At 53.1% G+C, this 23,704-nt stretch carries 22 protein-coding genes; 10 read left to right on the forward strand and 12 right to left on the reverse strand.

Going from position 1 to position 23,704, the window contains the following annotated elements; translation table 11 throughout:
• Positions 1-69: 69 nt before the first annotated feature.
• On the reverse strand, positions 70-612 hold the full coding sequence (locus tag OLTU_RS18785) for an expansin family protein (protein ID WP_141734301.1): 543 nt from the start codon (positions 610-612) through the stop codon (positions 70-72).
• Between the two features lie 167 nt (positions 613-779).
• Between OLTU_RS18785 and OLTU_RS18790 the strand changes: the two genes are divergently transcribed.
• Positions 780-2,096, forward strand: a complete 1,317-nt coding sequence (locus tag OLTU_RS18790; protein ID WP_141734302.1) for a S41 family peptidase — start codon at positions 780-782, stop codon at positions 2,094-2,096.
• A gap of 18 nt (positions 2,097-2,114) precedes the next feature.
• Positions 2,115-3,074 (forward strand): bifunctional helix-turn-helix transcriptional regulator/GNAT family N-acetyltransferase, encoded by a 960-nt coding sequence (locus tag OLTU_RS18795; protein ID WP_141734303.1) that lies wholly within the window; start codon positions 2,115-2,117, stop codon positions 3,072-3,074.
• Positions 3,075-3,114: 40 nt separating this feature from the next.
• Here OLTU_RS18795 and OLTU_RS18800 read toward each other — a convergent pair whose 3' ends face one another.
• Together OLTU_RS18800 and OLTU_RS18805 are read right to left on the reverse strand one after the other, a co-directional pair.
• A complete protein-coding gene (locus OLTU_RS18800; protein WP_141734304.1) occupies positions 3,115-3,303 on the reverse strand; it encodes a hypothetical protein in 189 nt (62 codons plus the stop codon).
• A 249-nt stretch (positions 3,304-3,552) separates the two neighbouring features.
• On the reverse strand, positions 3,553-4,083 hold the full coding sequence (locus OLTU_RS18805; RefSeq protein WP_176736758.1) for an RNA polymerase sigma factor: 531 nt from the start codon (positions 4,081-4,083) through the stop codon (positions 3,553-3,555).
• A gap of 213 nt (positions 4,084-4,296) precedes the next feature.
• Between OLTU_RS18805 and OLTU_RS18810 the strand changes: the two genes are divergently transcribed.
• The 4 genes from OLTU_RS18810 (at position 4,297) to OLTU_RS18825 (ending at position 12,605) form a co-directional block, all read left to right on the forward strand.
• Entirely contained in the window at positions 4,297-7,140 is a 2,844-nt protein-coding gene (locus OLTU_RS18810; protein WP_176736759.1) for a 7TM diverse intracellular signaling domain-containing protein, read from the forward strand.
• A gap of 75 nt (positions 7,141-7,215) precedes the next feature.
• Complete coding sequence (locus tag OLTU_RS18815; RefSeq protein WP_141734307.1) at positions 7,216-7,989, forward strand: class I SAM-dependent methyltransferase; 774 nt, start codon at positions 7,216-7,218, stop codon at positions 7,987-7,989.
• 132 nt (positions 7,990-8,121) lie between these two features.
• Complete coding sequence (locus OLTU_RS18820; RefSeq protein ID WP_218110127.1) at positions 8,122-11,466, forward strand: ligand-binding sensor domain-containing protein; 3,345 nt, start codon at positions 8,122-8,124, stop codon at positions 11,464-11,466.
• A gap of 107 nt (positions 11,467-11,573) precedes the next feature.
• Positions 11,574-12,605, forward strand: a complete 1,032-nt coding sequence (locus OLTU_RS18825; protein ID WP_141734309.1) for a DUF4189 domain-containing protein — start codon at positions 11,574-11,576, stop codon at positions 12,603-12,605.
• Here OLTU_RS18825 and OLTU_RS18830 read toward each other — a convergent pair.
• Positions 12,560-13,297, reverse strand: a complete 738-nt coding sequence (locus tag OLTU_RS18830; protein WP_218110128.1) for an START domain-containing protein — start codon at positions 13,295-13,297, stop codon at positions 12,560-12,562. The genes OLTU_RS18825 and OLTU_RS18830 overlap by 46 nt on opposite strands.
• Before the next feature lie 319 nt (positions 13,298-13,616).
• Positions 13,617-14,030 (reverse strand): Cdi1I family immunity protein, encoded by a 414-nt coding sequence (locus OLTU_RS18835; protein WP_141734311.1) that lies wholly within the window; start codon positions 14,028-14,030, stop codon positions 13,617-13,619.
• Between the two features lie 118 nt (positions 14,031-14,148).
• Here OLTU_RS18835 and OLTU_RS33240 point away from each other — a divergent pair, with 118 nt between their 5' ends.
• A complete protein-coding gene (locus OLTU_RS33240; protein WP_141734312.1) occupies positions 14,149-14,289 on the forward strand; it encodes an integrase core domain-containing protein in 141 nt (46 codons plus the stop codon).
• A gap of 48 nt (positions 14,290-14,337) precedes the next feature.
• On the opposite strand, the gene OLTU_RS18845 is transcribed toward OLTU_RS33240, so the two are convergent.
• A complete protein-coding gene (locus tag OLTU_RS18845) occupies positions 14,338-14,766 on the reverse strand; it encodes a hypothetical protein (RefSeq protein WP_218110129.1) in 429 nt (142 codons plus the stop codon).
• Between the two features lie 217 nt (positions 14,767-14,983).
• On the opposite strand from OLTU_RS18845, the gene OLTU_RS18850 reads away from it, so the two are divergent.
• Positions 14,984-16,095, forward strand: a protein-coding gene (locus OLTU_RS18850) for an IS3 family transposase (protein WP_439956666.1) whose coding sequence is annotated in 2 segments (ribosomal slippage) — positions 14,984-15,236 and positions 15,236-16,095 — 1,113 coding nt in all. Because the reading frame shifts where the segments join, the coding sequence is not laid out codon by codon here.
• A 72-nt stretch (positions 16,096-16,167) separates the two neighbouring features.
• Here the strand turns inward: OLTU_RS18850 and OLTU_RS18855 are convergent.
• Entirely contained in the window at positions 16,168-16,680 is a 513-nt protein-coding gene (locus OLTU_RS18855) for a hypothetical protein (protein WP_141734314.1), read from the reverse strand.
• 188 nt (positions 16,681-16,868) lie between these two features.
• Between OLTU_RS18855 and OLTU_RS18860 the strand changes: the two genes are divergently transcribed.
• Complete coding sequence (locus OLTU_RS18860; protein WP_141734315.1) at positions 16,869-17,243, forward strand: hypothetical protein; 375 nt, start codon at positions 16,869-16,871, stop codon at positions 17,241-17,243.
• Between the two features lie 21 nt (positions 17,244-17,264).
• Here the strand turns inward: OLTU_RS18860 and OLTU_RS18865 are convergent, their stop codons facing one another.
• The 3 genes from OLTU_RS18865 to OLTU_RS18875 all read right to left on the reverse strand — a co-directional run bounded on the left by OLTU_RS18865 (position 17,265) and on the right by OLTU_RS18875 (position 21,128).
• The gene (locus OLTU_RS18865; RefSeq protein WP_141734316.1) at positions 17,265-18,125 is read right to left on the reverse strand and encodes a polysaccharide deacetylase family protein; all 861 of its coding nucleotides are present in this window, start codon (positions 18,123-18,125) and stop codon (positions 17,265-17,267) included.
• Positions 18,126-18,193: 68 nt separating this feature from the next.
• Positions 18,194-18,787: an SLATT domain-containing protein gene (locus OLTU_RS18870; RefSeq protein ID WP_141734317.1), complete on the reverse strand. Its 594-nt coding sequence runs from the start codon at positions 18,785-18,787 to the stop codon at positions 18,194-18,196.
• A gap of 4 nt (positions 18,788-18,791) precedes the next feature.
• Entirely contained in the window at positions 18,792-21,128 is a 2,337-nt protein-coding gene (locus OLTU_RS18875) for a chitobiase/beta-hexosaminidase C-terminal domain-containing protein (RefSeq protein ID WP_176736761.1), read from the reverse strand.
• A gap of 443 nt (positions 21,129-21,571) precedes the next feature.
• On the opposite strand from OLTU_RS18875, the gene OLTU_RS18880 reads away from it, so the two are divergent.
• Complete coding sequence (locus tag OLTU_RS18880) at positions 21,572-21,883, forward strand: hypothetical protein (protein WP_141734319.1); 312 nt, start codon at positions 21,572-21,574, stop codon at positions 21,881-21,883.
• A 28-nt stretch (positions 21,884-21,911) separates the two neighbouring features.
• On the opposite strand, the gene OLTU_RS18885 is transcribed toward OLTU_RS18880, so the two are convergent.
• Entirely contained in the window at positions 21,912-22,517 is a 606-nt protein-coding gene (locus tag OLTU_RS18885; RefSeq protein ID WP_141734320.1) for a hypothetical protein, read from the reverse strand.
• A gap of 22 nt (positions 22,518-22,539) precedes the next feature.
• Entirely contained in the window at positions 22,540-23,703 is a 1,164-nt protein-coding gene (locus OLTU_RS18890) for a hypothetical protein (protein ID WP_141734321.1), read from the reverse strand.
• Between the last annotated feature and the right edge of the window lies 1 nt (position 23,704).

Here is a 23,704-nt window from a genome sequence, read left to right on the forward strand (position 1 = left end):
CGAAGGCGTGAGGCGTGCGCGTCGTGAGCACAGCCTGCGTTGTGACGAAGGCTTCACGCGCATACTCCATCACCGCTTGAAGTAATAGTTATCATCACAGACGGCCGCATCGTTCGGGACCTGCAGGGAACTCGGGCAGTCCACGACTGCCCAGCTTACTGCCAGGTTGCCGAGCGTTGGCGGGCCGAGCTGTTCAAACGCCTGCCGGGAAAGATCCAGCTGATGCGTGCGAGGATTTTTCAGATCACCGCCACAGCATATATCAATGGCCCGTACCACGATCACCTTATCGGTCCCCTGGCGCTGGACGCGGATGCAACGCGCGGTGGTCTCATACGGTCCATTCCGTCGACCGGCTTTCTCCATCCCCGGAAATTTTTTGGTGATCTGGGATGAGGCGGCCGTGACCCGCATACCGAAGGCCTTGGGATCAAGCCCAAAGGCGGTTTTACATTTCGAAACGCCATCATAAATATGATACTTCGCGATCCCCCGCCCGCTCAGATAAACGCGACTGCCCGGATTCCCACCCCAGTCCTGCGTGGTCTGGCAGCTGCCGATCAAAACTCCAAGTCCCATCCCGCTGATCCACCGTCTGACGCTCGTCTGCATGGCCTGAACCCTCCTTAACCTATGATCCACCCGGCTTCCCCACCTTTTATCCCATGTAATCCAGGCGATACAGGATTTTCTTGAAATTCAATGGAAAGGGCCGATAAGATATGTAATAGGTTACGTATGTGGTTTCGTAAAAACGACGTTGGGTAAGGAATCCTGGTATGGTTAAAGCTAAATGCTCATTCTGGTTCGGATTTTTGGGCCTCGTCCTGGTGACGGGTTCGACCAGCAGCCCCTCCATTGGCACGGCCAAAACCCGCCTCGACAAGGCCAAAATTGTCGAGGTCATCAGCAAGGAATTCAATGAAGCCTATGTGTTTCCGGAAACAGCCAAAAAAATGGAAGCCGCTCTGAAGAAAAATCTGGCGGAAGGACGCTATCAGTCCATCGACGATCCCCAGGTTCTCGCGAATACTCTGAAGGAGGACCTGATCGCGGTCAGCAAGGACAAGCACATCAATCTCTTCTTTATGGAAAAAGCACCGCAAAATCCGGAGCAGAGCCCTGAAGCCCAGGCCAAGGAAGTGGCCGCGATGGAGGCGGATAATTTCGGCTTCAAAAAACTGGAAATCCTCGCCGGCAATATCGGCTACATTGATCTGCGTGGTTTTTTGCCAGCCGAATATGGTGGCGCCACAGCCGTCGCCGCCATGAATTATATGGCCAACACCCGCGCCCTGATCTTTGACCTCAGGAACAATGGTGGCGGTTCCCCGTCGATGATTCAGCTCCTGACGAGCTATCTCCTTGCCCAACCGACCCATCTCAATTCATTTTATGTGCGCAAGACCGATTCTCATGAACAATTCTGGACGTCCGCGCATGTGGAAGGCAAACGCTATCTCGATAAGGAAGTCTACGTCCTGACCAGTGGCGGCACGTTTTCCGCGGCCGAGGAGTTTTCCTACAATCTGAAAAATCTCAAACGGGCGACGCTCGTGGGCGAAACCACCGGCGGCGGCGCGCATCCGGTGAATTTTCATTACCTCAAAGATATTAAGTTCGGAGCGATGATTCCCTTCGGTCGGGCGATCAATCCCATCACCAAAACCAACTGGGAAGGCACCGGCGTGGAGCCGCATGTCAAGGTCAGCAAGGAAGAAGCCCTGATGCGCGCTCACACCATGGCGCTGCAAAACCTCCTGCAGAAGAGCAAGGATGCTGATGACAAAAAACGCATCAGCTGGGCGCTCGAATCACTGAAGGCCCAGCATTCGCCCTTGACTTTGAAGCCGGAAACACTGCAATCCTATGTGGGCCGTTATGGGGATCGCGTGATCGCCTGGGAAAATGATCAGCTTACGTATACCCGCGGTTCCCGCAAAAATCGTTTGATTCCCCTGGACACGGATCGCTTTGCCGTGGAAGGAGTGGATTATTTCCGCCTGCAGTTCCACCGTGATGGCAAGGGCCAACTCGTGAGTGTCAGCGGTCTTTATCAGGATGGCAAGACGGACAAGAGCGAACGCTCCAAGTAAGTGAGCACGGAGAGAGCGATGACGCTGCTCAAGGAACTCGGATATCTCGCACTGGCGACCCGCATCAGGACGCTGGGTGATACGATGCTGGCCGATGGTCTGCAGATTTATGCAGGTCTTGGTCTCAATTTTCAGCCGCGCTGGTTCAGTGTCTTCTATCTTCTGCAGGAACATCATGAACTTCCCGTGACCGAAGTCGCCAGTCGCATCGGCCTTTCCCATCCAGCCATTATTAAAATTATTGAGTCGATGGAGGAGGCGGGCCTGATCGAATCCGGCCGCAACAGTCGCGATGCCCGCAAGCGCATGATCACCCTCTCAGCCAAGGGCGAGGCTTTGATCCCGGAACTGCAACCGGTTTGGAAGGCTCTGGAAGAGGAGCTTAAACAGCTGTTTGCCGATTTGAATATCGACATTCTCGGCGTTTTGGAAAGCATGGAACGCATGATCCAGGAAAAACCTATTTCCAAGCGCGTCCAGGAACGGTATCGTCGCAACTTTAACCTGAACATCGCATTCAGGCCCTATTCCAAAGAGTTGGCTCCGGCTTTTAAAAGCTTGAATGAAGAGTGGCTTACGGAATATTTTACGATCGAGGATGAAGACCGGCGTATGCTGGATCAGCCGGATCAGATACTCGAAGAAGGTGGCACGATAGTTTTTGCCTGCCTGGGTGATGAGACCGTGGGAACATTCGCGTTGATGGCTTTATCGGACGGAGTTTTTGAACTGGCAAAGATGGCTGTGACGCGCCGGCATCGGAATCGCGGCATCGGTCAGTTGATGCTGAAAAAAGCCCTGGAGGAGGCGCAAACATTGGGCGCGCGTTCACTGATTTTGCACACCAGCGCAAAACTTGAAGCGGCCAATCATATCTATGGGAAATTTGGATTTGTGGAAGATCGCCTGACGGCTCAACCGATGAAATACCTGCGTCCATCCCGACGATTCGTGTTGGATCTGGTTCGCAGTTCGTGACTCCATCCCCGATCCCAAGGGCGGGATCGGGGATATTTTACTAGAAGGATTGGTTCCACTTCGTAAACGCCAGAGCCAGAAGTCCCAGCGCGGCTGCGCATGAGGCTGCGAGATAAAAGAAGGCCCCGCCTGTTGTTGCCGAATGACGTAGACGCTTAATCGAAAGAGGCTCAGACTTCGTACTCAGAATCACATTGGCCAAAAGTTTTTGATGCAGTTCTGTACGCATGGTCTCCTCGCAATGAATGGACTTTTCTATTATAGCCCTGTCGCACCAACTACCAAACAGGAAATATAACTCCTGAACCCTACATTAATCCAGTTTTTCCTTCAAAAAACCAGCAAAATTATTTTATTAGAGGACGGATATTATTGCGCAATTCGTCCATTTTTTACTGCATGAATCCACGTACAAACACTCAAAAATGGCTTCCCTTACTATGCGTGATTCGTCCGAAGAAGTCAAATCGGCCCGCTATCAGCACCAAACCGAAGACTCCCAGGCTTTCTGAAAGTTATGTTTGAACTGACAGCGGTAACGCGAAATTTTTGCAGCCACAGTTCCAACCGACGAATGTTCCTCGGCTGCAATCTGCTCAAGACTCAGGCCCTGCCTGACTTGCAGGATGAAAGCACTGGCCCGTGGATCGCGTGAAGCCTCGGATAATTTCTGCCAAAGAAGGCGACGCGCTTCCGCGGCCGGCTGCTCGTCAGGAGCCGGAATTTCATAAGCACTTTCATCCAGACAACGCAGATAATTATTTTTACAACGGGTTCGTCGATACTCATCGATAAGAAGATTTTTCAGCATACGATGCAGGTACGCCCGTTCCATTCCATCCGGGATGTAGCGCTGCTTGGCCCAGAGGCGCAGAAACGCTTCCTGCAGGAAGTCCTCGCTATCGGCCTCGCTACACCCTTGCTTCTTTAGAAAGGCCCGGGCCGCTGGCGCCAAATCTTCATAAATTTTTTGCAAGTTTTGGGCTCGCATTTCGATAACGGTGTTCATAAATCTATCCTCGCCTCTCGTGTGTTGGGAACAACCCCACCTTAACAAGAGGAGGACCGGATAACCGCTCAGCGCCGATAGAATGATATGATGCGATATGATGTGAATTGTGGTCATTTTCACGCAGAAAAAACGTGTACGCCATTACTATCAAGAACTTCCCGGCACCGCCGATAGCAAGGATATCCATGCGTCCGGATGCACAGGAAGCCCATGTTTGGTATATTCTCAAAAATCCTGCTGATCGCCAGCATCCTCGGGGCGGCTCCGCTGGCGGCGTTGACCCTGAAACCCCAGCAGGAGGGCATTTGGCTTGGCCCGCATCTGGAAATTCTGCGTGACAGCCACCATGCCCTGACCCTGGACGACATTCGGTCCGGAAAGTATGAATCGGAGTTTTTCAAGCAGGAACGTGATATCCCGACCTTTGGTTACTTAGATCGCAATACCTACTGGGCCCGGGTGACTTTGGAAAATCCTGGCCAGGAAACCCGGACCTACTACATCACCAGCCGATACGCGGCCATTGATTATCTGACCGTTTTTAGTCCGCAGCCGGATGGCCGTTACACCGGGCTCATGCTGGGGGATCAAGTTGCCTTTACGGCACGTCCCATTGCTTATCGCTTTCCGATCTATCCGATCACGGTGCCTCCGGGGCAGCACACATTTTATTTTTGGACGCGCACCACCAGCTCGACCCAGTTTCCACTGACGATCGCCTCGCCCCGGGCTTTTGAAGCGCACGATACGCGCGAGAGCATCTACCTCGGTCTGCTTTGCGGCGCGTGCCTCGTGATGATGCTTTACAACTTCTTCATCTATATCAAGTTCCGCTCGCCGGCGTTTCTCACCTATGTTCTCTATATTCTGGCTTACATCGTCTTCGTAACGAACTATCAGGGCCTTTTGCAGCAATTCCTCTTTCCGAGTGCCCAGGCCAGCTGGATGATGAATGAAGGCATGATGCTCAGCATCGATTTCACCTGCCTCATGGCCTATACCTTTACGCTGGGATTTCTGCACATCAGGGAAGCTCATCCGCGTATTCATCGCCTGATCAATATTCTGCGCGTCATCAGCGTTTTAAACGTCATCAACTGGCTGACGCTTCAGACCTTTTCCATGCATGTGACCATTCTCAATACGTTCCTGCTCAGCTTTGTGCTCACTTTTGTCGGCATCTTTGCCAGTCTAAAGAAAGACCGTTCGGCCCGCTACTATACGGTGGCCTGGATCAACCTTATGGCGGGCAACCTCACCGTGCTGCTGGCCGGAAGCGGGTTAATTCCCTTCAACCTTGTCACGAGTTGGAGCCAGTTCACCGGGGCTGCGATTGAAATCATTCTCCTCTCCTTCGCTCTTGCCGCACGCATGGCGGAAGTCGCCGAGCAGCGGGAGGCCGCGCTGCAGGATCAGCATAAACTGCAGGCCGACCTTATTCAGGCTGAGCTGGAAAAGACCCGCGCGCAGGAATCGCTGCTGGAGGAACGCGAGGTTTACATTCAAAACCTCGACCGCGAGGTGCAAAACCGCACGCGGGATATTCGGTCCATTCTGAAGGCCATCACGCAGGGCATTTTCATGATTACACCCGGCCGTCATAGCCTCGAAATTCTGCCCGAATACTCCGAGCATCTGACCCATCTTCTGCATCGCACGGATATCGCCGGGCAGGATCCGATCGACCTCATCTTTCGCAGCACGGATCTGTCCCTCGATCAGCTCGATCAAATCAAGAACAGTCTTCTGGGTTCGCTCGGGTCCGATATGCTCGGTTTTGAGTTGAACAATGAGCACCTCGTCCGCGAACTGACCTTCCGTCCCGCCGATGGTACCTCCATGCACCTGGAAGTGGACTGGAATCCGATCATCGGCACGGACAATGTCCTGGAGAAGGTTCTGGTCACCCTGCGTGATGTCACCGCTCTGCGCCGCTTGCGGGAGCAGGCCGCGCAGCATGAAAAGGATCTCTGGATCACGGGGGAACTGACCACAGCCCTGGGCCGTTTCTTTCCGCGCATCCGTCAGCATGCGGAAAAGAAGATGACCCAGATCGAAGCCATACTGCGTACCCAGGGCGAGCATGCCCTTGATGAACTCTGGCGGCAGACCCTGATCTTTCTGCACACTCTGAAAGGGGAAGCCCGGGTCAGTGGCTTTCGCATCATGGCCAACAGTATCCACGAGGCGGAATCGGATCTGCTCGATCACGAGGTGATAAGGAACAGTGAAACCCTGATGCGCATCCTCGAGCGGGTTCAGGCTGTCCTCAAATCCTATCGGCTCGTGCATGAAGGACGCCTTGGGCACGCCGCGGAATCCGAGGAACGGGTGTTCCTGTCCCATGGGATTGCCCAAAAAATTCTCGATCACCTGGAGAATCAACCGGCCGCTTCGCTGCCTTTCAGCCAGGAGGAATTCCGCCTTTTTAAAAAGCAGCTGCATTCCACGCTCAGCAGCGACCTGCCGACCATACTCGACGATCAAATCGCGGATCTCAAAAATTTGGCTTCGGGCCTGCAAAAATCGGTTCCGCTGGTGGAATTCAGCGGCTCGCATATTCGCATACCCCGCAATCTGCATGAGCCGCTGTCCCAGGTCTTTGGTCACCTCCTGCAGAACTCCATGGACCATGGTCTGGAAAGCAAGGAGGAGCGGCTCCGTGCTGGCAAGAATCCGGCCGGCTCGATCTACATTCAGGTGGAAACCATCGGCACCGGATCCTTGCGTGTGGTCTATCGCGATGATGGACGCGGTTTGAACCTGGCCGCCATCGAGGAGCGCGCTCGGGCAGCCGGCTGGATGACAGGCGAAGGACCGCTCGATAAGGATGCGCTGGCCAACTTTATTTTCAAAAGCGGCTTTTCCACCCGCGATCAGGCCACTCTTATTTCAGGCCGTGGGCTTGGGATGGATGCCGTGCGTTCCATTCTCGATGAGGCCGGTGGCATGATTGAAGTGCTGCTCGATGAACCGAATGATGCTCTGCATTATAACTTTCATTTTGAAATGCACCTGCCGCTTCGTCCTATCGTTCTGGCTGGTGTGGGCTGATCTTTTCCGTCCTCATCCTCTGGCCTCCGCGCGCTTCCTCCGCTAGGATAAAAATTTCAAGCGGAGGACGACCGCATGGATCCCGTACAAATTAACAAGCAGGCCTGGGATCATCAGGTGAGCATCGGCAACCCCTGGACGATTCCCGTCACCCCTGAGGACGTGGCTCAGGCCCGGCTCGGCAATGTGAACATGGTGCTGACCCCGCAGAAGCCGATCCCCCGGGATTGGTATCCCAACTGGAAGGGCAGTCGGATTCTGGCTCTGGCCGCGGGCGGCGGGCAGCAGGGTCCATTGATGGCAGCAGCCGGAGCGGACGTCACCGTGTTCGACAATTCCCCGCAGCAGTTGAACCGGGATCGGGAGGTGGCGGCGCGTGAAGGTTTGGCTCTGAAAACAGTGGAAGGGGACATGGCGGATCTCTCCGTTTTTGAGGATGCGAGCTTTGATTTTATTTTGCATCCCTGTTCCAATGTTTTTGTTCCCGATGTGAATCCCGTCTGGCGCGAAGCTTTTCGGGTCTTGAAACGAGGCGGCACCCTGCTCGCGGGCTTCTGCAATCCCGTGCTCTTCACCATGGATTTTGAAAAGGAAAAGGAGGGGGTGGCGCAGATGCGTTATTCCATTCCCTACAGTGATCTCTCCAGTCTGACCGCCGAGGAACGGTCCCGGTACCTGCCGCAGGGTGAGCCTCTGGCCTTCGGACACAGTCTGGACGATCAGATCGGAGGGCAGCTGCGGGCCGGATTTTTCCTGACTGGTTTTTATGAAGACGGTTGGGACGCAGACAAGGCGCCTGTGCATCGCTTTCTAAAATGTTTCATCGCCACGCGGGCTTACAAGCCTTAGAGTCCGCTGGGACGGCCGCCCAAAACCGGTTTGCGTGCTGGCTTTTAAGTTCCTTTCCAGGCAAAAGATGGCTATAATCCGCCCCCAACGTCCAGCTTTGAGGGTCATATGCCATCACGCCTGTTTCCGTGCTTGCTTGCCACCCTGATCCTTTGCCTCAGCTGTCAACGCTTTCAGGATAAATTTACTGCCGTCGCTTCGCTCTGCGGCGTGGATCCATCCAGCTTGCGCGCGGATGAAATCTTCATCAAATTCGAAAGCCCGCAAGGCACGGAATTATCCGCGGCCACACTGTTAACCACCCGCAGCCGTTTTCTTTCCCGCTCGCGTCAGGCGGAATCGCTTGCCATCAGCTCCCGGGGCTGTGTGCGTCTGCCGGCTGAATCGGGTGTGCTGCAGGCTTTCAGCAGTGCTGAAGGCTGGAGTCTTTCGCAAAATCTGGATGCCACGAACGGTCAGAATTTCTTAAGGCTGACACTCCAACCGTCGCCACGGGTGAGTGCGGAGTTGCAATGTCCCGCACCCGGTTTTTATGCCCACGAGACCCTGCCCTTCCCTTTGCGCTGGACCAGTGATGGTGCGTTGCATGCTGCGCGTTTTGAAATGGTGGCGATGGATGAGGCGCAGCAGAAAAGTTTTGTGCTTTTTGAGAAGCCTTATGGTCAGCACCTGACGGCACTGCCTCAGGACCTGCGCACGGATGCGCTTCCGGAAGGTCAGTATCTCTTGCGCCTGAACTTTCACATCAGTACGGAAGGCTGGGATGTCCCCGGTCCTGTCCCAACGCGGACGGAAACCTGTCCTCTGACGATCCTGCATCGGCGCCCGGAAGTGGGAGGCCTTGCCGGATATTCCTTGCAGCAGCGGGTGGCGGTCTTTGCCAAGGATGCAATCCTGCCCTGGAAAACGCAGTCACCGGAGAGTGATCTCTTCGTTTGCCGGGAAAAGCGCGGTCAGGACATGGATGACGAGAATGTGGCCGCGAACGCAGGCGTTTGTGAGCCGCAGGTTCACTGCCAGGATCTGAAAAATTTCCAAAAAGCGGCGCCGATAGTCGCCACCGAGACGGGCGTTTTTGATTATTATGTTTATGCCGAAAATCGCGCGGGCACTCGTTCCTCCCTCAGTTGCCAGACTTTGGTGATCACCGAACACAAACCCGAACTGCAGCTCGTGTGGTCGGAAGCGAACTGGAATAAACCGGCCGCGCAGATGCAGACCCCGCGTGCGGATGTCCAGCTCCGCATCATGAGTCAGCATCCTCAGCTGGAGGATGCCTCGCTGCCCACAGGCTTTCAATGTCGCGCAGATTTCGTGCGCGAGGATCAGTCGATTTTGTCCGGCCGTTCCATCCTCTGTACCAGTGGTCGCTGTCGTCATCGCACGCTGGAAAATTTTGTGCCCTGCGATGCCGATCTGCAGCTTGCGATTACCGATCTTTGGCCGCGCATGAAGCCCGAGGGCGGGCGATTGCGGATCTTTGTGCAGGCGGATGATCGGGCGGGACATGTCATCGAGCAGGTGGCCACGGTCGGGATTCAACCGCAGCGTTGGAAACCTGTTCTGCGCAGCCCCGGGACGGACTTGAACGAGTATACGCAGCATCTTCTGCAGGATAAGCAGCGCCGCATCTTTCAAAGCAAGCACAATGGTCTTTCCCTTTGGAATGAAACGGAACAACGTTGGGATCTGCAGGCCTCGCCTTCCGAGGTGACGAATGGCTACCTGGAAAGGGTCTGGCTGTCACAGGAAGGGCAGGTGTATGTGGCCTGGAGCCTTTCCCAAGCCGAGCATATCTTCCGTTGGCAGGAGGGCAACTGGGAGAAACTGCCTTCGCTTGAAAACAATGGGCCCTGTCTCAATCCCCAGGGTTTTCATCGTGGTGGTTTCTGGTGTCGCAGTGAAACGGATCTCGCCCTTTATGAAAAGGACAGTTGGACCCGAATTCCCTATCCTGTGGAAAGCAGCTGCGGGGAGCTCAACCAAACGCAGGTTCTGGTGCGGGATCAGGGCGAGACCCTGTGGCTCGCCTGTCGCAGCGAACTTTATCAACGCCGTGAGGGACAGAATACCTGGACGCCGGTTTCCGGAACGCTGCCTTTGGTCAACATCGGTGTCGATGCACAGGAACGTCTTTGGATCATCCGCGGCACAGGCGCCAGGGATCTGCAGATTGCGATCATGCAGAACGGTGAAAGCCGAATGATCCCTCAACCTGAGTCCTTCACCTGGGTCGATCTGCGTTCCAGGGACTTTGCCATCGGTCCGGGCGGAGAAATTATTCTGGGTGATGCGTACTGGGATGATAGCAAAAGCGCCTGGCAGGTATTTCCCTATCTTGCGAATCGACAACCTGGACAACGGGTGCTGCCCTATTTCTTAAGCCACGGTGAACTTTTTTGGGAAAGCGAGCAGGGTCTCCTGCACTGGGACGGCACGCGCTTGCGCCACTGGGATTTCGCAGTGCATGGACTCCAACTGGTGACCGAAACTTTGCAGGTTGTACTCGATGCGAACGGGGCGCCCTGGATTCTGGCCAGCCCCGGCGGTTCGTATACGTTTCCCTATCAGTTTCAGCTGAAAAATTGGGCCTATTGGACAAAGCCGGCCGGTGCTCCAAGCAGTGCCATCGCCGCTCTATGGGTGGATGAACGCAGCACGCCTCGTGTTTATATCCCTGCGGATGGTTTCCATGTGCTCGAATCCTCGGGCTGGAATCGTCTGATGCGCAGTCCCGGTATCACCGAGGAATCGCCTCTGGACACCGGAACCTTCGAACCCATACTTCTGAGCCCCGAGGGTATTTATCGCTGGTCGCCTGAAGAGGACTGGACACGTCTCGTTCATTTTCCGGAGCCCCGTTATTACTTTGGTGGAACGCGTGACGCGCAGGGCCGCATCTGGGTATATCAGGATAGCATGGAACTCGGTGTGATTCACGGCTCCCGTTTTGAAAGGGTGCCGCTGGGAACGGACGCCGGTTCGTCCGTTTACGATATTTTTGCGCGTGATAACGGCATCACCGTTGCCACCGATCGCGGGCTGTTCAGTCGTGCGGAAGGTCAAGTGGATTGGTCATCACAACTCTGGACGGACTGGGGTCTTGCATCCGTGGACCGCGTGCGGCAGGTGGATTCCGATACCCTCCTCGTGTCGATCAGCGGCGAAGGAGGCCTCCTCTCCGCTCTGTGGCTTTTGGATCTGAAGACCCAAAGCAAAAAGGAATTCAGGCTTCCCGAGTCCACGGCCTTTCTGGGCAATGTTCAAAAAACATCAAAAGGTGATTACGTCATGGCCCTGCGCTTTGATGTGTTTCGCACCGATGGTGTGAACTATACGAAGCTTTTTTCCCGGAAGGACTTTGACGAGCTGAGCAGCGTATCCGGCGTCTTTCCGAACGTGTTCGATCTTCAGGTTGATGCCCATGATCGCGTCTGGTTTCATACGGGGCATGGCATCATACGAATTGATCTTTGATGCCATTTCTGCTGATTCAAAAGATTTCAATCCCTTGAACGAAATCACATTTCCAGGCGTCCTAATCTCTGACTGTCACTCCATACCAACAGAGAGGATGAACGCCTATGCGAGTTTTAACCTGCGTACTGTTCCTGGTGCTGGGAGGCTGCGGGGTTCCCCTGGACAAGCCAGGCTCCCGCCCCTTTGGATATTTCGATAGCGACGAATCCAGGTGGACTCAGAGAAATCTTTCCGTCTGCTGGGAGGATGACAGTCGTGCCGACAATGATCTCGAACAATTCCAGAACGTGGTCCGCGATGTGGTGACGAGCCAGTATCAGCGGGTGGGCTTTGTCTTCAGCGGCTGGACTCTCTGCAGTGCTGTCGCCAGCGCTGATATTCGAATTTGGGTGGATCCCAAAACCTGGCCGAAGGTGCAAGCCTTTGGTCAGCATATTCGGAATATTCCCCGCGGTCTGCATCTCACCTTTGATTTTCTTGATGCGGGCAACGGCTGGGCCAGGGTCTGTCAGGAACCGGAGAATGTTACGAATTGCATCCGGAATTATGCGTTGCACGAGTTTGGCCACAGCCTGGGCCTGAAGCATGAGGCCGATCGGCAGGATGCCGCGTGTGAGCAGAAGACCCATTCGCCGGGCCTCACGATCGGAAATTATGATCCTCTTTCCATCATGAATTACTGCCATAACGAAGTCGAGATTCGTGGCAACCGTGAGCCGGTCCTTTCCTATAACGATGTGGCCACGCTGCTGCATGTTTATCACAGCGGCGCGACGGACGAGACCTTCGCCGCGATCGCCTGGTCACCCGGCACCTTGGCTTACGGAACGAGCTGGCACTGGCTCAGCCAGGGCGCGGCGGATCATACCGCGCTCGGGCATTGTGAACAGCACGGTGAACGTCCCGGAGACTGCCAGGTGATGGCCTGGGCGCGGAATGCCTGTGCCGCCTTTGCTGTGGGAAAGAACAAAGGCTACGGCTGGGCCTGGAATGTGGAACGCGAGGCGGCCCGGGCTACGGCCCTGAGTTATTGTCAGCAGCACGACAGCGACTGCCAGGTTTTGGCGGCGGTGTGTTCGCTGGATGAGAGTCAGAGCCGGACCGAAGCCCCGGTCTTCCGCAGCTCGCGCTGGTAATGATAGCTCACCAGTTCTTCAAAGGCCTTGTTATAATCCTGTTTTTGCGCCAGCTTTCTGAGGTTCACCAGGGTCTTCCGCGGAATATCGCGCGAGGCCATGCGCGAAATCCAGGCCGGAATCACGCCACCGGGGTTGGTGGTCACGGTAAAATCCACCCAGGTCTTCTTCCCCTGCGCATCCTCGGGGGTCATCACGATCGTCGATTCCATCACCGGCATGCGCACGCGGCCCGGGACCTCGGGTTTATCGGGATGCCGGATGCTGCGCATCGTGATCGTCACGTGTTTGGGCAGAGGGCTGTCCACGGATTTTTCGTAGGTAATCCGGGCCTTCAGTACATAATCTCGCGGTGAAAGCGGCCAGGGTACAGATGTTACCGCATAGAAAATTTGATAGTAGCCTGATGGATCCGGGGCGCGATCCGTTTCCTTGAAATTCCGCTCAACCAGCTGGCCCTCTTCACAGTTATAGACCCAGTCCGGCATACGCTGAGGATCGGACATGAGAGCGATCAGTTTCGGAATGCTGGCGTCCACAAGGCCGACGCCGCGGAAGGTGAAGATATTATCCTGGGCCTGGACGCTTCGATATACCGTGACTTCCTCAGCGGTGTTCAGCACTTCCCAGTTTTTATCCACGACAGGTGCCGCGGCCCTGAGGTCCGTAAAACAGACAAACTTACATAGCATAAGGCCCAAAACCAGCGTGAAACCCCTCATAGTGTGCCCCCTCGATACATTAGGCCGTCCCGGCCTTGGCTTGATGATTGTTGCTGACTGTATAGCACACAAGGGTCAGGAGGTAGAATAAGTCAATCGAAGTGTGTTCACGAAGGTGACAGGGGCGACCTTACAAAAATTGAAGCATATGGAGGGGAAGAGGAGGAAAAGTTGGATAACTAACACTACGACTGGGGCGTCTGCTGGGCGGAGCCTAAGCCGCACGAGGCTTACTGTTCACCCACGCATTTACACCAGGAAGAATTCCATCCTGACGACTCTGTGCGGGTCAGCTTCCTGGCTTGAGCCTGTCCAAAGCTACCGGTCCGATATCAAATCCTGTAAAGATTCTTGTATCCTCATCGCTCGCGGGCTCCAAACCGCCATAGACCTGCTTGACTTGATGCTCTTGGGCTAAGGTCGCGAAAAATTTACTCAGCATGATATTCGACAGCGGAGCCTGTTTCTTAAGATCAATGCTAACTTCGAGATCATACTTTTCGTCGTATTTAATGATGCGAACATGAGGTTCGATCAAAGAAAATCCGGTACCAGCAAGTTTGGGAAAATAATAGTTATAGACTTTATTCAAGTCCAATTCCGAAAGTATCGATTCACTCACATGTTCTCTCGCAACCTTACCGAGCAAAGGTAGGAGCTGATTGCAAGGAATATTCTCGAAAACAATTTCTATAATATTCATAGTAACAATCTGAACCTTTGAATACGAAGTCGAGATTCAAACGTTTTCCTGGGTCGTCAGCAAGACGACTTTCGAGGAAAGTCATACCATCATAAGTCACATAAGTCACGTCTTCAAGATGCCCGGAAGGCAGTATGAAACAGTCGAGGAAACCCGAAGCGCTATCGCCTCGTTTATTGATGTCTATCATACCGAGAGACCACATCGGTCTCTTGACATGCTAACCCCATCCGAATGGATGGAATGGAGTGATGTCTGATCAAGGCAAAATTTTTACACTTGAGGTCAGGAATAATTTTAAGTTTTCTCACCAAAAATTGAAGCCCATCAAAAATAAGTATACAATAACAATTTCATTTTCTTTATAAATGGGATTTCTATTACTTTCTTTAGGTTTAACAATTTGCCCAATTCTTAGAGCATCCATGTAAAAATGAATAGAAGGGTCATATCTTAAAAACACACTTCTAAATTCATACTCACCGTCAGTTGAATGCAATCTTGTCAAGAAACGCCCGTAGCCGATTCCGATTTTGTAAACTGCATCAGTAAACGGAACCGGTATAAGAACATCTCCTGAAAAAAGCTTAAGGATTGGGATTCCACCCCTTTCATATCCATTTTGCCAGTTAGCACTACCTCCGATCGAAAATCCAAATTTCATTTCATATTCAACATAAGCTCCTGCTGCCAATTGCTCCTTATACTTATCAATGCCAACTGGTGCGATACCCAAATTAAAGCCCCTCGGCTTGCTCTTTGAGAATGCCGGGCTGGACAGTCCCCATAATAAGAGTAAAAGAATTGATAGCTTCATTTGATTCCCCAAAATTGATATGAAGTTTGATGTGTTTAAATTATATAACAATATCCTGACGTTGACCCCGAAAAATCCTCCAGCGAAAAGCTGAAAAATCCGCTATAATTCAGCTCTCTTTGACGTGGAGAGATGTATGAAAACGTCCAAGTTTACTGAGGAACAGATTGTCTATGCCCTGCGTCAGGTGGAAGCTGGCGAGGCTGTGGTGGATGTGTGTCGTAAGCTGGGAATTTCGCAGCAGACGTTTTATACCTGGAAGAAAAAGTACGGAGGGCTTGGTTCGACGGAACTCAAGCGAATGCGTTTGCTCGAAGATGAGAATCGCAGGCTCAAGCGCTTGGTGGCTGACCTGAGCCTTGACAAGCATATGCTGCAGGAAGTGATCGAAAAAAAGCTTTGAAGCCTGCAAGGAAGCGGGAGATTGCAGACTTCCTGAAACGTGCCTTCAAGATTTCCGAGAGACGATCCTGCAGTGTTTTGCTCTTCGACCGATCGTGTTGTCGATATCGAGCCCGCCGACGCGATGATACGGCCATCCGGATGCGAATCAGAGATATTGCACAGAGTCGGGTGCGATACGGCTACAATCGCATTTATGTGCTTCTGCGGCGTGAGGGATGGTTGGTAAATCGCAAGAAGGTTCATCGCATATACGTCAGTGAGGGTTTGAGCCTGCGACACCGGAAGTACTACCGTAAGCGTCGTTCCCAGATCCGAATCATTCCTCCGACACCCACAGCTCCCAATCAGCGTTGGTGCATGGATTTTGTTCACGACTCCCTGGCTGACGGAAAAGCCATTCGAATCCTAACAGTCGTCGATACCTTTAGTCGCGAAGCAGTGCTACTTGAATGTGGGCGAAGCATGACCGGAAAACATGTTGCAAATGCTCTTGAAAGGCTGTCTCATGGTCATGGGATGGCCTCATTCATTAACGTCGACAATGGGAGTGAGTTTATCAGCAAAGCCCTCGACGACTGGGCGCATTGGAAAGGTGTGCGGCTGGACTTCTCCCGGCCCGCGAAGCCAACAGACAATCCTTTCATAGAGTCTTTCAATGGAAGGTTTCGAGATGAATGCCTTAATCAATCGGTTTTTGAGAGCCTTGAGGATGCTCGGCATAAGATCGAACAGTGGAGACGTGAGTACAACGAGGATCGCCCACACAGATCTTTAGGTAATAGGACACCCCAGGAATTCCTGAGGGAATTTGACATGAACAGAGCTGAACAAATGCGATTTTAAAGTGCTATTTGGAGGAGTTTTTGGGACCCCCTCAGGCTTCGAGCGCCTGGTGGCTATTCCAAACAGAGACCCTCAGGAGCAGTAGTTGCTCATGTAAACATACCCCTGGAGGCGGACGGCCTGATAGCCCGAGTTGACGGCATCCTGGATACCTTGCTGGGTGGCGGCCGAGAAATTATCGCCCCGTTGCGGACTATAGAAAAGCCAAAGCGGAACAGTTCCAGGGCGCGAGTTGGTGTAAACATAGCCCTCGATCCGAACATACCCATAGCCTGCGTCCACAGCAGCTTGAAAATCCTGTGGAGTTGAAGCCGTGAAGTTATCCCCTCGTGCATCGTTGTAGTAGAGCCTGATGGGAACGGTGCCCAGAGTCGGACGGTCCTGAACACAGCCCTCAACGCGAACATACCGATATCCGGCTGCGGTTGCATCGGTGAAGCCCTGCTGGGAGACAGCTGTAAAATTATCCCCACGATCACTGCCGTAATAAAGCCTCATGGGTGTCAATGCAGCAAAAGCCGATCCAGAAATCGACACGGCGGCCAGAGCGAGAAGGGCATGACGTGTCCGTTTTCTCATGCGCATACGAGCCTCCTTTAAAATGTTGAATCGAAGTGAGGATTTCAATAAACAAGAGCTCTCTCGGCCTGTCAATGAATGGAAGTATCTAACTCATGGGGAGTTCGTATTTTTCCGAGCTTGCATGGTGGTTCCCCTTGGCAATCCCGCACACGTGTGTTAGCACAAGCCTTCCATCACATAAGGAGCCGCCCATGAAAACACTCACCCTCGGACTTTTCTTTGCTGGTTTAAGCCAGGTTGCACCTGCCGCCCCGCTGGATATCCTGGATCAGCATGGCTGTGATACGAAACTGGAGCAACTGGCGCGTGATTACCTGCAGGCCAATGCTGTACTGGTCAGTATCTACGAAGATCAGTCGCCGAGCGGCCGCCGTCTGGATGCCAGCACGCTGAAACTTTGTTCCAGTCATGATCTTGATCCCGGTTCGTGGAACCTGCGCCGGGAAACCGGATTCTGTAATGAGCAGGGGGATCGCGTGGAATTTTATACTTATGGCAATCTCTGGTGCGATGATGAAGTGGTGCTGGGCATCAAGACCATGAGTCTCGCCTCAGCCACACCCTGAAAGCCACCAAGGGCATCATCTTCAATGATCCTTGGTTCCGCTTCTTTTACGTTCATTTTCAGCATCACCCAGGAGGCATTCCGTCATTGTCACAAACTGATAACCACGGGCCTTGATGAGTTTGATCATATCCGGCAGCGCCGTAAGAGTAGCCTCCGAGAAGTCGTGATTAAGGTCCAAAATGGATTTGTTATCAGCTTCCGTCAAGTTGAGGTCAATTTGCTCGAACTGCTGCATGACGCGATCGATGATGATTTGGCGTTGAACCGCCTGGTTTTCGCGCCAGTCGAATCTATCGGCATTCCACCTTACGACTGTATAGCCATTCTTTTCCAGCAGTTCCTGAACACTGAAGTTGGTGTATCCGAAAGGCGGGCGAATGATTGAAGATGTGAACTGAGTCTTTTCATGATCGCCAAGAATTTTCAGGATAAGATCGCGCGTTGTGCCCAGCTCCTGAAGAATATCCTGTGGGGTTTGTTTCGTAAGATCCTTATGGCTGTAGCTGTGATTCGCGATCTCATGACCAGCTTCATAAGCCTGCTTGAGGAGTTGAAGGCCGCCTTGGTCGAGAGCTGCCAGGTTCTGTCCTACGACAAAGAAAGTGGCCTGGATATGTTCAGAAGCCAGGAGATCAAGAACTTTTTTGAAATTTCTTGAGGGACCGTCATCAAATGTCAAGGCATAATGATTGTTATGTTGACACGTGTGATGCGTATTCAGCGGAATCCCGAGCCGATGCAGGAATAAATTGGAGAGAGGCGAACACATTCCCTCAACACAGTAGATAAATTTCTGTTCGGGCTGTGAGATGGGTATTGTTTTGCAGTGTACCGGCTGGGAAGCCAGTGCCAATCCTGCAGCAAAAAGAAAACGCAGCATGGAGTGTACCTATACTCTAGTATGGTTTTATTATTGTATTCCACAGTAAAACCTGGGTTCAATTGCCCTTAAGATACACTCTGGACCCTGGGCTGGGAACTCGAATCAATCCCGCCTTGACGATTCGCATCCTGCAGTCGCTGTTGGAAGCTCAACTCATTGGCCCAGGACACGACTTCCTTTGAAATGATACCGCGCACCCTGAGCATGATCGCCTTGCACTCCGCAATGAATTGATCCTCTGGCATCGTGGATCCCTTCTCACAGCGGAGGAAATGAAGTTCATCCTTCTCCCTCTGCAGGAGCATGAAGGTCTCCACATACCGTTTCCAGCCCGAGGTGTGCCCATAAGCCTTGTCGAGTGTCATACAAAGTCCAGCCAAAGCGACAAATATACCTGGGAGACTTCGTTCCAAAGCCAGGCGGTGAACATTCTCAATCAAAGCCGTTGGAAGCAAGGAAATCAAGGTACCGGCGCTCATGAACATGATGGTCCCGAACCGCAGCCCCTTGGACCAGAATTTCTTGGCGCTCCGATGGGACTGATACCAATTGAGGCTTTCCTCGATGAAATCCTTCACGTATTGAAGGGCATTTTCTTTAGCGCTCATATTCTCGGCGTAATCGCCGCTTTTTATGTCCGTTCCCACTGGAAACTCCATGATTTCAATAGCTGAAAACCCAGGTATCAGTCAGCACGTTGCCGTAGCGATCCAGTCCACCGAAAAGAAGGATCGATTCCGTTGTCGGATCATAAGCACTGGTCGCGCAGTATCGGGCGGTTGGCGACGCCGACGGCTCCAGAAGAGTCCAATCAGACCCGTCATAGGACCAGGTTTGATCGGTAGCTGAATACGGAAAGGACGTTGTCAAAGCCCCCCCAACAACCGAAACGGGTGAATTGTGTCCACCGAAGGCAATCACCTTGTCCTGACTCGCCAGATAAGCCAACTCAGGGCAACCAACAGGCGGCGTATGGGTCGTAAGATTCTCGGTCCATGTCGGGTCAGTTGCGCTGCTATCGGCAGACAGGAATTGCGCACGCGGAAGTTCATACGTGATGCCATGGCCTCCTGATGAACCGCCGAAAAAAATCATCTTCTCAGCACCAGATTTGCTTACGTAGACAGCACGACCCATAATCGCCGCCGTCACATCCTTGATAAGGGAGGTCTGGGCACTGGATTGATACGCGGTCGTGGACGTGGCATTTGCTGGGTCCATATAGAGTCTCTGCAGTTTGGATGAGCCGTTCACAGGCGCCAACGAAACAAAGGAGTGATCCAGCGGAGAGAACACGCCAGCTGTTCCTCCAAAAGAGTTGTAAGTTGCGTCATCCCAGCTCGCGCTTCCCCCACTGCTTCGCGACGTGATCGAAGGCCCGGTGCTGTCATAGTCCCACGTACCGTAGACAAGAGAGCCGCTCACGACAGGAGCCGTGATATAGACTTTTTGAAAGTCCGTGTTGTAGTAGAGCTGAAAATTCATGAATTTCACGGCAAACAGCGAAGCTTGACTGGTTTCCTGCACCCAGGCGGAACCAGACCACCGATAAATATAAAAAGTATCATTGCTCCCATGATAGGTGCCCATTATGAATTTGGACCTTGACGCGTCATACGTCATCGATGCCAGACGAAAGTCGGAGCCCGAGTTGGTCTTGGACACGTTAGGCCCGGAGGATGATACCTTCGTCCAGGAATAGACCTTGAGCTCTTTTGATTTTATAGCTTCGACATTGCCGGCATAATCCCGTGAATACCAGCGCAAGGTGGATGTCGAGGGCACAGCGAATGGATCTTCATACACGGTGAAGTTCGTGAGCGTTGCGCCCGGATCCAAGGTATAGTAGGTGGTCCCTGCCTCCGATGATGCCAGGGACACCGTGGGCGGCGTCAGATACACGGCCGGGGTGGAAGGCGTGGCGGCGTTGACGCTCAAGCTGGTGGTTGGGGCGGTGGTATCGGCTGGATCAGCCCATTTTTCATTGTAAAAGTAAAATATTGATTTCAGGTCTTCGGTATTCCCGGACGGGTCCACCGCAAAATATTTAAGGGTTGTGGATTTGCCTGACACACAGAGAGCGCAGGGATTGACGTCACCGCAGGCACCTCCCTGGGATGGATCATATAGGAAAGGGTTGGAGGCCGTCGGTGTCGAGCCATCGGTTGAGTAGTAAATCTGACTTCCGCTTTCACTGGCCGTGAGGGTTACGCACATGTCATTTTTAAAGTCGGTTGCTGCTTTGGAAGCGGACGTGATAGGCGGAATGGAATCGGCGAGAACCGTCACAGTTCCAAGGTTCAAGGTTGTGTTCGACGCGACTGAGACCGACAAATCCTTCGCGATCGAACCTCGTTCGATTCTCAGTGTATAGGAACCGCTTGGAACATAAAGAATGAGGAATTTGCCGGCGGAATCCGTCTTGGCGATAAGGGAAAAGCCAGGCAGGTAAACATCGGTACCGATTTTTGGGAGCTTGGTGTTTTCGGTGCCATCAGCGTCAACGAATTTGATTATTCCCGTGATGGCTGCAATTTCCTCAAACGCCAGTACACCGGCTTTGATGACACCATCTTTGATATTGGCCTTGGTGAGGCTCACGGCTTGGGAAACCCCCAGAACCTTGCCTTCACCATCGTCGCCAATGACACTCGTGACTCTATAGTCATCGCCTCCGATAAGACCTCCGGAGACGTTCACAATCAGCTCGCCCGGCGCGCTGACGGTAAAATTTCCAGTGCTATCGGATACACCGGATGCAATAACTTTCCCAGAACCATCTTCGAGCTGGACGGACTGGTTTTCAACCAAAGTATCCTTGTTTGCATGATCGGGATCAATGGAAAGCGTTCCGGTAATCGTCACCGGCTGAGCGTTGACCAGGCCAGCTGTGGCTACGGCTCCACCACGGGAACCGCCGTCCGAGCCGCCGCAGGCCATCATCACAAAGGCAAAAATGGACACACTCAGATTCATTCCTCGCAAAATCCATCGCTCCATGACCTGGCCTCTTCGATAGGATGGTATCTCATCTATCGGCCCATCGGCCTGACCCATAGGTCGCTCAAGAGGAAAATATTGCCGCTGACGGTGACGCCATCCCCATCCTGACGACTCTGTGCGAGTCAGCTTCCTGGCTTGAGCCTGTCCAATGCGATCCTGGGCCAGGGTCCCGAAAATTTTACCTGGCACCAGCAAGGAGTTGCCGGACTTTCAGATAGGCAGTTATATGAATGCCTCATAAACAACCAAGAGAGTAAAGCGCTGAATCCCGACTCACGAAGTCCAATATTCAGGAACGTGTGTCCTGGATCATGGACACATGAGGCCTTATCAACCTCGCAAAGCCTTCCATCTTCGCCTTCGAGCGCGTGGCATGTGCATTGCTTTAACAACGCCACCGGTATGAAGCTGGGTGATATTTCAACTTTATGGAGAACCATATGAAAATTGGTAACATTCTATCAGCCCTTATTTCCCTGAGCTTTTTGAGCACGACATTGATAGCTGCAGATTTCAGTGAAAAGAAGCACGAAGAGTCTTTGCCTTTGAGTGAAAGCCTCCACCAAGGGACCAATGCCGCTTTGGAAATGGGGTTGCCACATGAAACGGCGAGGGCTGTCGATAATAAAATCTGCTTTTTCAATGATTGGGAATCTCGCGACGATATCGCTCAGAGATTAGGAACCTACGATTGTAGATTTAGCTATCCTTATAGCCATGGCACGATGTACTGCACCCTAAAAGAATGTTGATAAGTCTGGTTATGCGTTGGATTTATCATCACGGCTTTTTCGCTGGACTTGGGGGAGTGGTCACCCGCTGCCGCGCCTCGGGCACGAAGTGAACCTGCTTTTCAAACCGGCCATCAGCGGACTTCAGAGTCACGTAGGATGGAGACGTGGAGGAATTCTTGGTGAGAATAAAGGCCTGGCGCACGCTTTTGCCAGGCTGCACTTCGACCGTTTTCTCCGTTTTTTCCGGAAGCTGGATGGGATCCTTCACACTCTGCGTGAGCCAGAGTCCCGAGACGACGACCATCTGGGCAATGAAACCTTCCAGGCGATCGCCGCCGTTCAAAATGAGCGGCAGGGTTTTTCTGGACTTTTGGTTGACCAGTTCACCCTTGAGATAAGCAAGTTCCTCGGCACTCGGTTGACGCCAGGCTTCGTTCTGACTTGTGATGGAGTCGATCGCTTCAAAGGCGAGCGGCTGCTCCGTTCGATTGGTCATCGTGCAAGTGAGGATCACCCAGCGGGCCAGCAAGTTTGCCGGCTGGCAGGTGGTATCCCACGACAGAGCCTGTTGCTCCGGATCATGGGTGCGGGAGCTGGTGACACAGGCTCCCAAAAGAATCGTCATGAGAAGGATCTTCACCTGAGACTTCATAACGGAAAATCCTTCCTGTCCATCAAAGTGGAATGCTCGCATACCAGTCCAAAATCGTCTTCGTATCCGCATCCGACAAGGGTGTGCCGGGTGGTGGCGGCATGGTCTTGTTCGTCACATGAGTCTTCAGAGCGGCGGCCTTATCCATTGCCGTCTGCTGGACATCCAGACCCGGATGGCAGGCGATGCAATTGTTTCTTATAAGGGGCTGAACTCCAGCAAGGAACGCCTGCTCAATCGCTGCAGCCTTGGCATCCAGAACGCTGAGTTTCAGCGCATCCTTTTCATAAAGCTTGCCGGCATTCAGCACGAAAGTCCGGCCCATGAACGTAACATCCTTTTCCCCGGAGGACGCCAGCATCATGGCCACCTGCCCGGGCGTGCCGGCAATGCCAGGATCCACCTTGAATTTGGCCACGCGCCAGACCCATTGATTGCCGGGATTTCGTTTCAGCAAAAGCAGCTGCTCCGCCGTCAAAAACCAGAACAGTTCCGGACCATCACCCTGCCCGGCCGCTGTCACAGCCACCGGCTGACCGCCCTGTTTGGGCAGATCGAGATTCAAGGCACGCACCTTGTCCCCATCGCGGGTCAGGATATTGGCCTTGCTGTCATTGCTCAGGATCAAACTGTTCGGACCGATAAACAGCAGCTTATGATTCGGATCCGCGAGAAGTTCCGGCGTGATATTCAAAAGGGTCACCTGCCCTAAAACCTCGGACGGTACGCTGGACGGAAACGCAATGCTCGTGGCGCTGTACAACCAGAAATGCTCGCCCTCCTGCTTAAACATGCGAGTGCCGCTGGGAATGGTCACGTCGCTTTGCAGTTTGGTCAAAAGCCCCTGCTTCTCTTCATCCAGCAGCCAGCTGTAGCCGGTCTTGCTATAGATCAGGGTTTTGGTTGGACTGACCTTGCTGATATGAGCGATGTCATCCAAAAAGCCCTCGGGCATTCCACTGACGTCCACTTCCGCGCTGACCTTTAAAGGCGCAAGGTCGCCGCCATCAGTAATTACGGCCTTGCCGTCACTGATTGTGGGGTCATCCACGATCGCATCCCCGCTGCCCACTCCATCGGTGATCGCCTGCCCAGCCTGCCCACGCTGGTCGTCGGTCTTCACTTTGGAACAATGCGCGACCAGCAGTGCGCCCAAACCCAGAAGCAAAATTCTGCTTGCTTTCATC

It is taken from the genome of Oligoflexus tunisiensis, assembly GCF_001748245.1.
In the GTDB taxonomy this organism is placed as follows: Bacteria; Bdellovibrionota_B; Oligoflexia; order Oligoflexales; family Oligoflexaceae; genus Oligoflexus; species Oligoflexus tunisiensis.

Bases quoted from the DNA above. Each gene is read 5' to 3' on its own strand.
- OLTU_RS18785 (WP_141734301.1), bottom strand. From the start codon at position 612: ATGCAGACGAGCGTCAGACGGTGGATCAGCGGGATGGGACTTGGAGTT.
- OLTU_RS18790 (WP_141734302.1), top strand. From the start codon at position 780: ATGGTTAAAGCTAAATGCTCATTCTGGTTCGGATTTTTGGGCCTCGTC.
- OLTU_RS18795 (WP_141734303.1), top strand. From the start codon at position 2,115: ATGACGCTGCTCAAGGAACTCGGATATCTCGCACTGGCGACCCGCATC.
- OLTU_RS18800 (WP_141734304.1), bottom strand. From the start codon at position 3,303: ATGCGTACAGAACTGCATCAAAAACTTTTGGCCAATGTGATTCTGAGT.
- OLTU_RS18805 (WP_176736758.1), bottom strand. From the start codon at position 4,083: ATGAACACCGTTATCGAAATGCGAGCCCAAAACTTGCAAAAAATTTAT.
- OLTU_RS18810 (WP_176736759.1), top strand. From the start codon at position 4,297: ATGTTTGGTATATTCTCAAAAATCCTGCTGATCGCCAGCATCCTCGGG.
- OLTU_RS18815 (WP_141734307.1), top strand. From the start codon at position 7,216: ATGGATCCCGTACAAATTAACAAGCAGGCCTGGGATCATCAGGTGAGC.
- OLTU_RS18825 (WP_141734309.1), top strand. From the start codon at position 11,574: ATGCGAGTTTTAACCTGCGTACTGTTCCTGGTGCTGGGAGGCTGCGGG.
- OLTU_RS18830 (WP_218110128.1), bottom strand. From the start codon at position 13,297: ATGCTATGTAAGTTTGTCTGTTTTACGGACCTCAGGGCCGCGGCACCT.
- OLTU_RS18835 (WP_141734311.1), bottom strand. From the start codon at position 14,030: ATGAATATTATAGAAATTGTTTTCGAGAATATTCCTTGCAATCAGCTC.
- OLTU_RS33240 (WP_141734312.1), top strand. From the start codon at position 14,149: ATGCCCGGAAGGCAGTATGAAACAGTCGAGGAAACCCGAAGCGCTATC.
- OLTU_RS18855 (WP_141734314.1), bottom strand. From the start codon at position 16,680: ATGCGCATGAGAAAACGGACACGTCATGCCCTTCTCGCTCTGGCCGCC.
- OLTU_RS18860 (WP_141734315.1), top strand. From the start codon at position 16,869: ATGAAAACACTCACCCTCGGACTTTTCTTTGCTGGTTTAAGCCAGGTT.
- OLTU_RS18865 (WP_141734316.1), bottom strand. From the start codon at position 18,125: ATGCTGCGTTTTCTTTTTGCTGCAGGATTGGCACTGGCTTCCCAGCCG.
- OLTU_RS18870 (WP_141734317.1), bottom strand. From the start codon at position 18,787: ATGGAGTTTCCAGTGGGAACGGACATAAAAAGCGGCGATTACGCCGAG.
- OLTU_RS18875 (WP_176736761.1), bottom strand. From the start codon at position 21,128: ATGGAGCGATGGATTTTGCGAGGAATGAATCTGAGTGTGTCCATTTTT.
- OLTU_RS18880 (WP_141734319.1), top strand. From the start codon at position 21,572: ATGAAAATTGGTAACATTCTATCAGCCCTTATTTCCCTGAGCTTTTTG.
- OLTU_RS18885 (WP_141734320.1), bottom strand. From the start codon at position 22,517: ATGAAGTCTCAGGTGAAGATCCTTCTCATGACGATTCTTTTGGGAGCC.
- OLTU_RS18890 (WP_141734321.1), bottom strand. From the start codon at position 23,703: ATGAAAGCAAGCAGAATTTTGCTTCTGGGTTTGGGCGCACTGCTGGTC.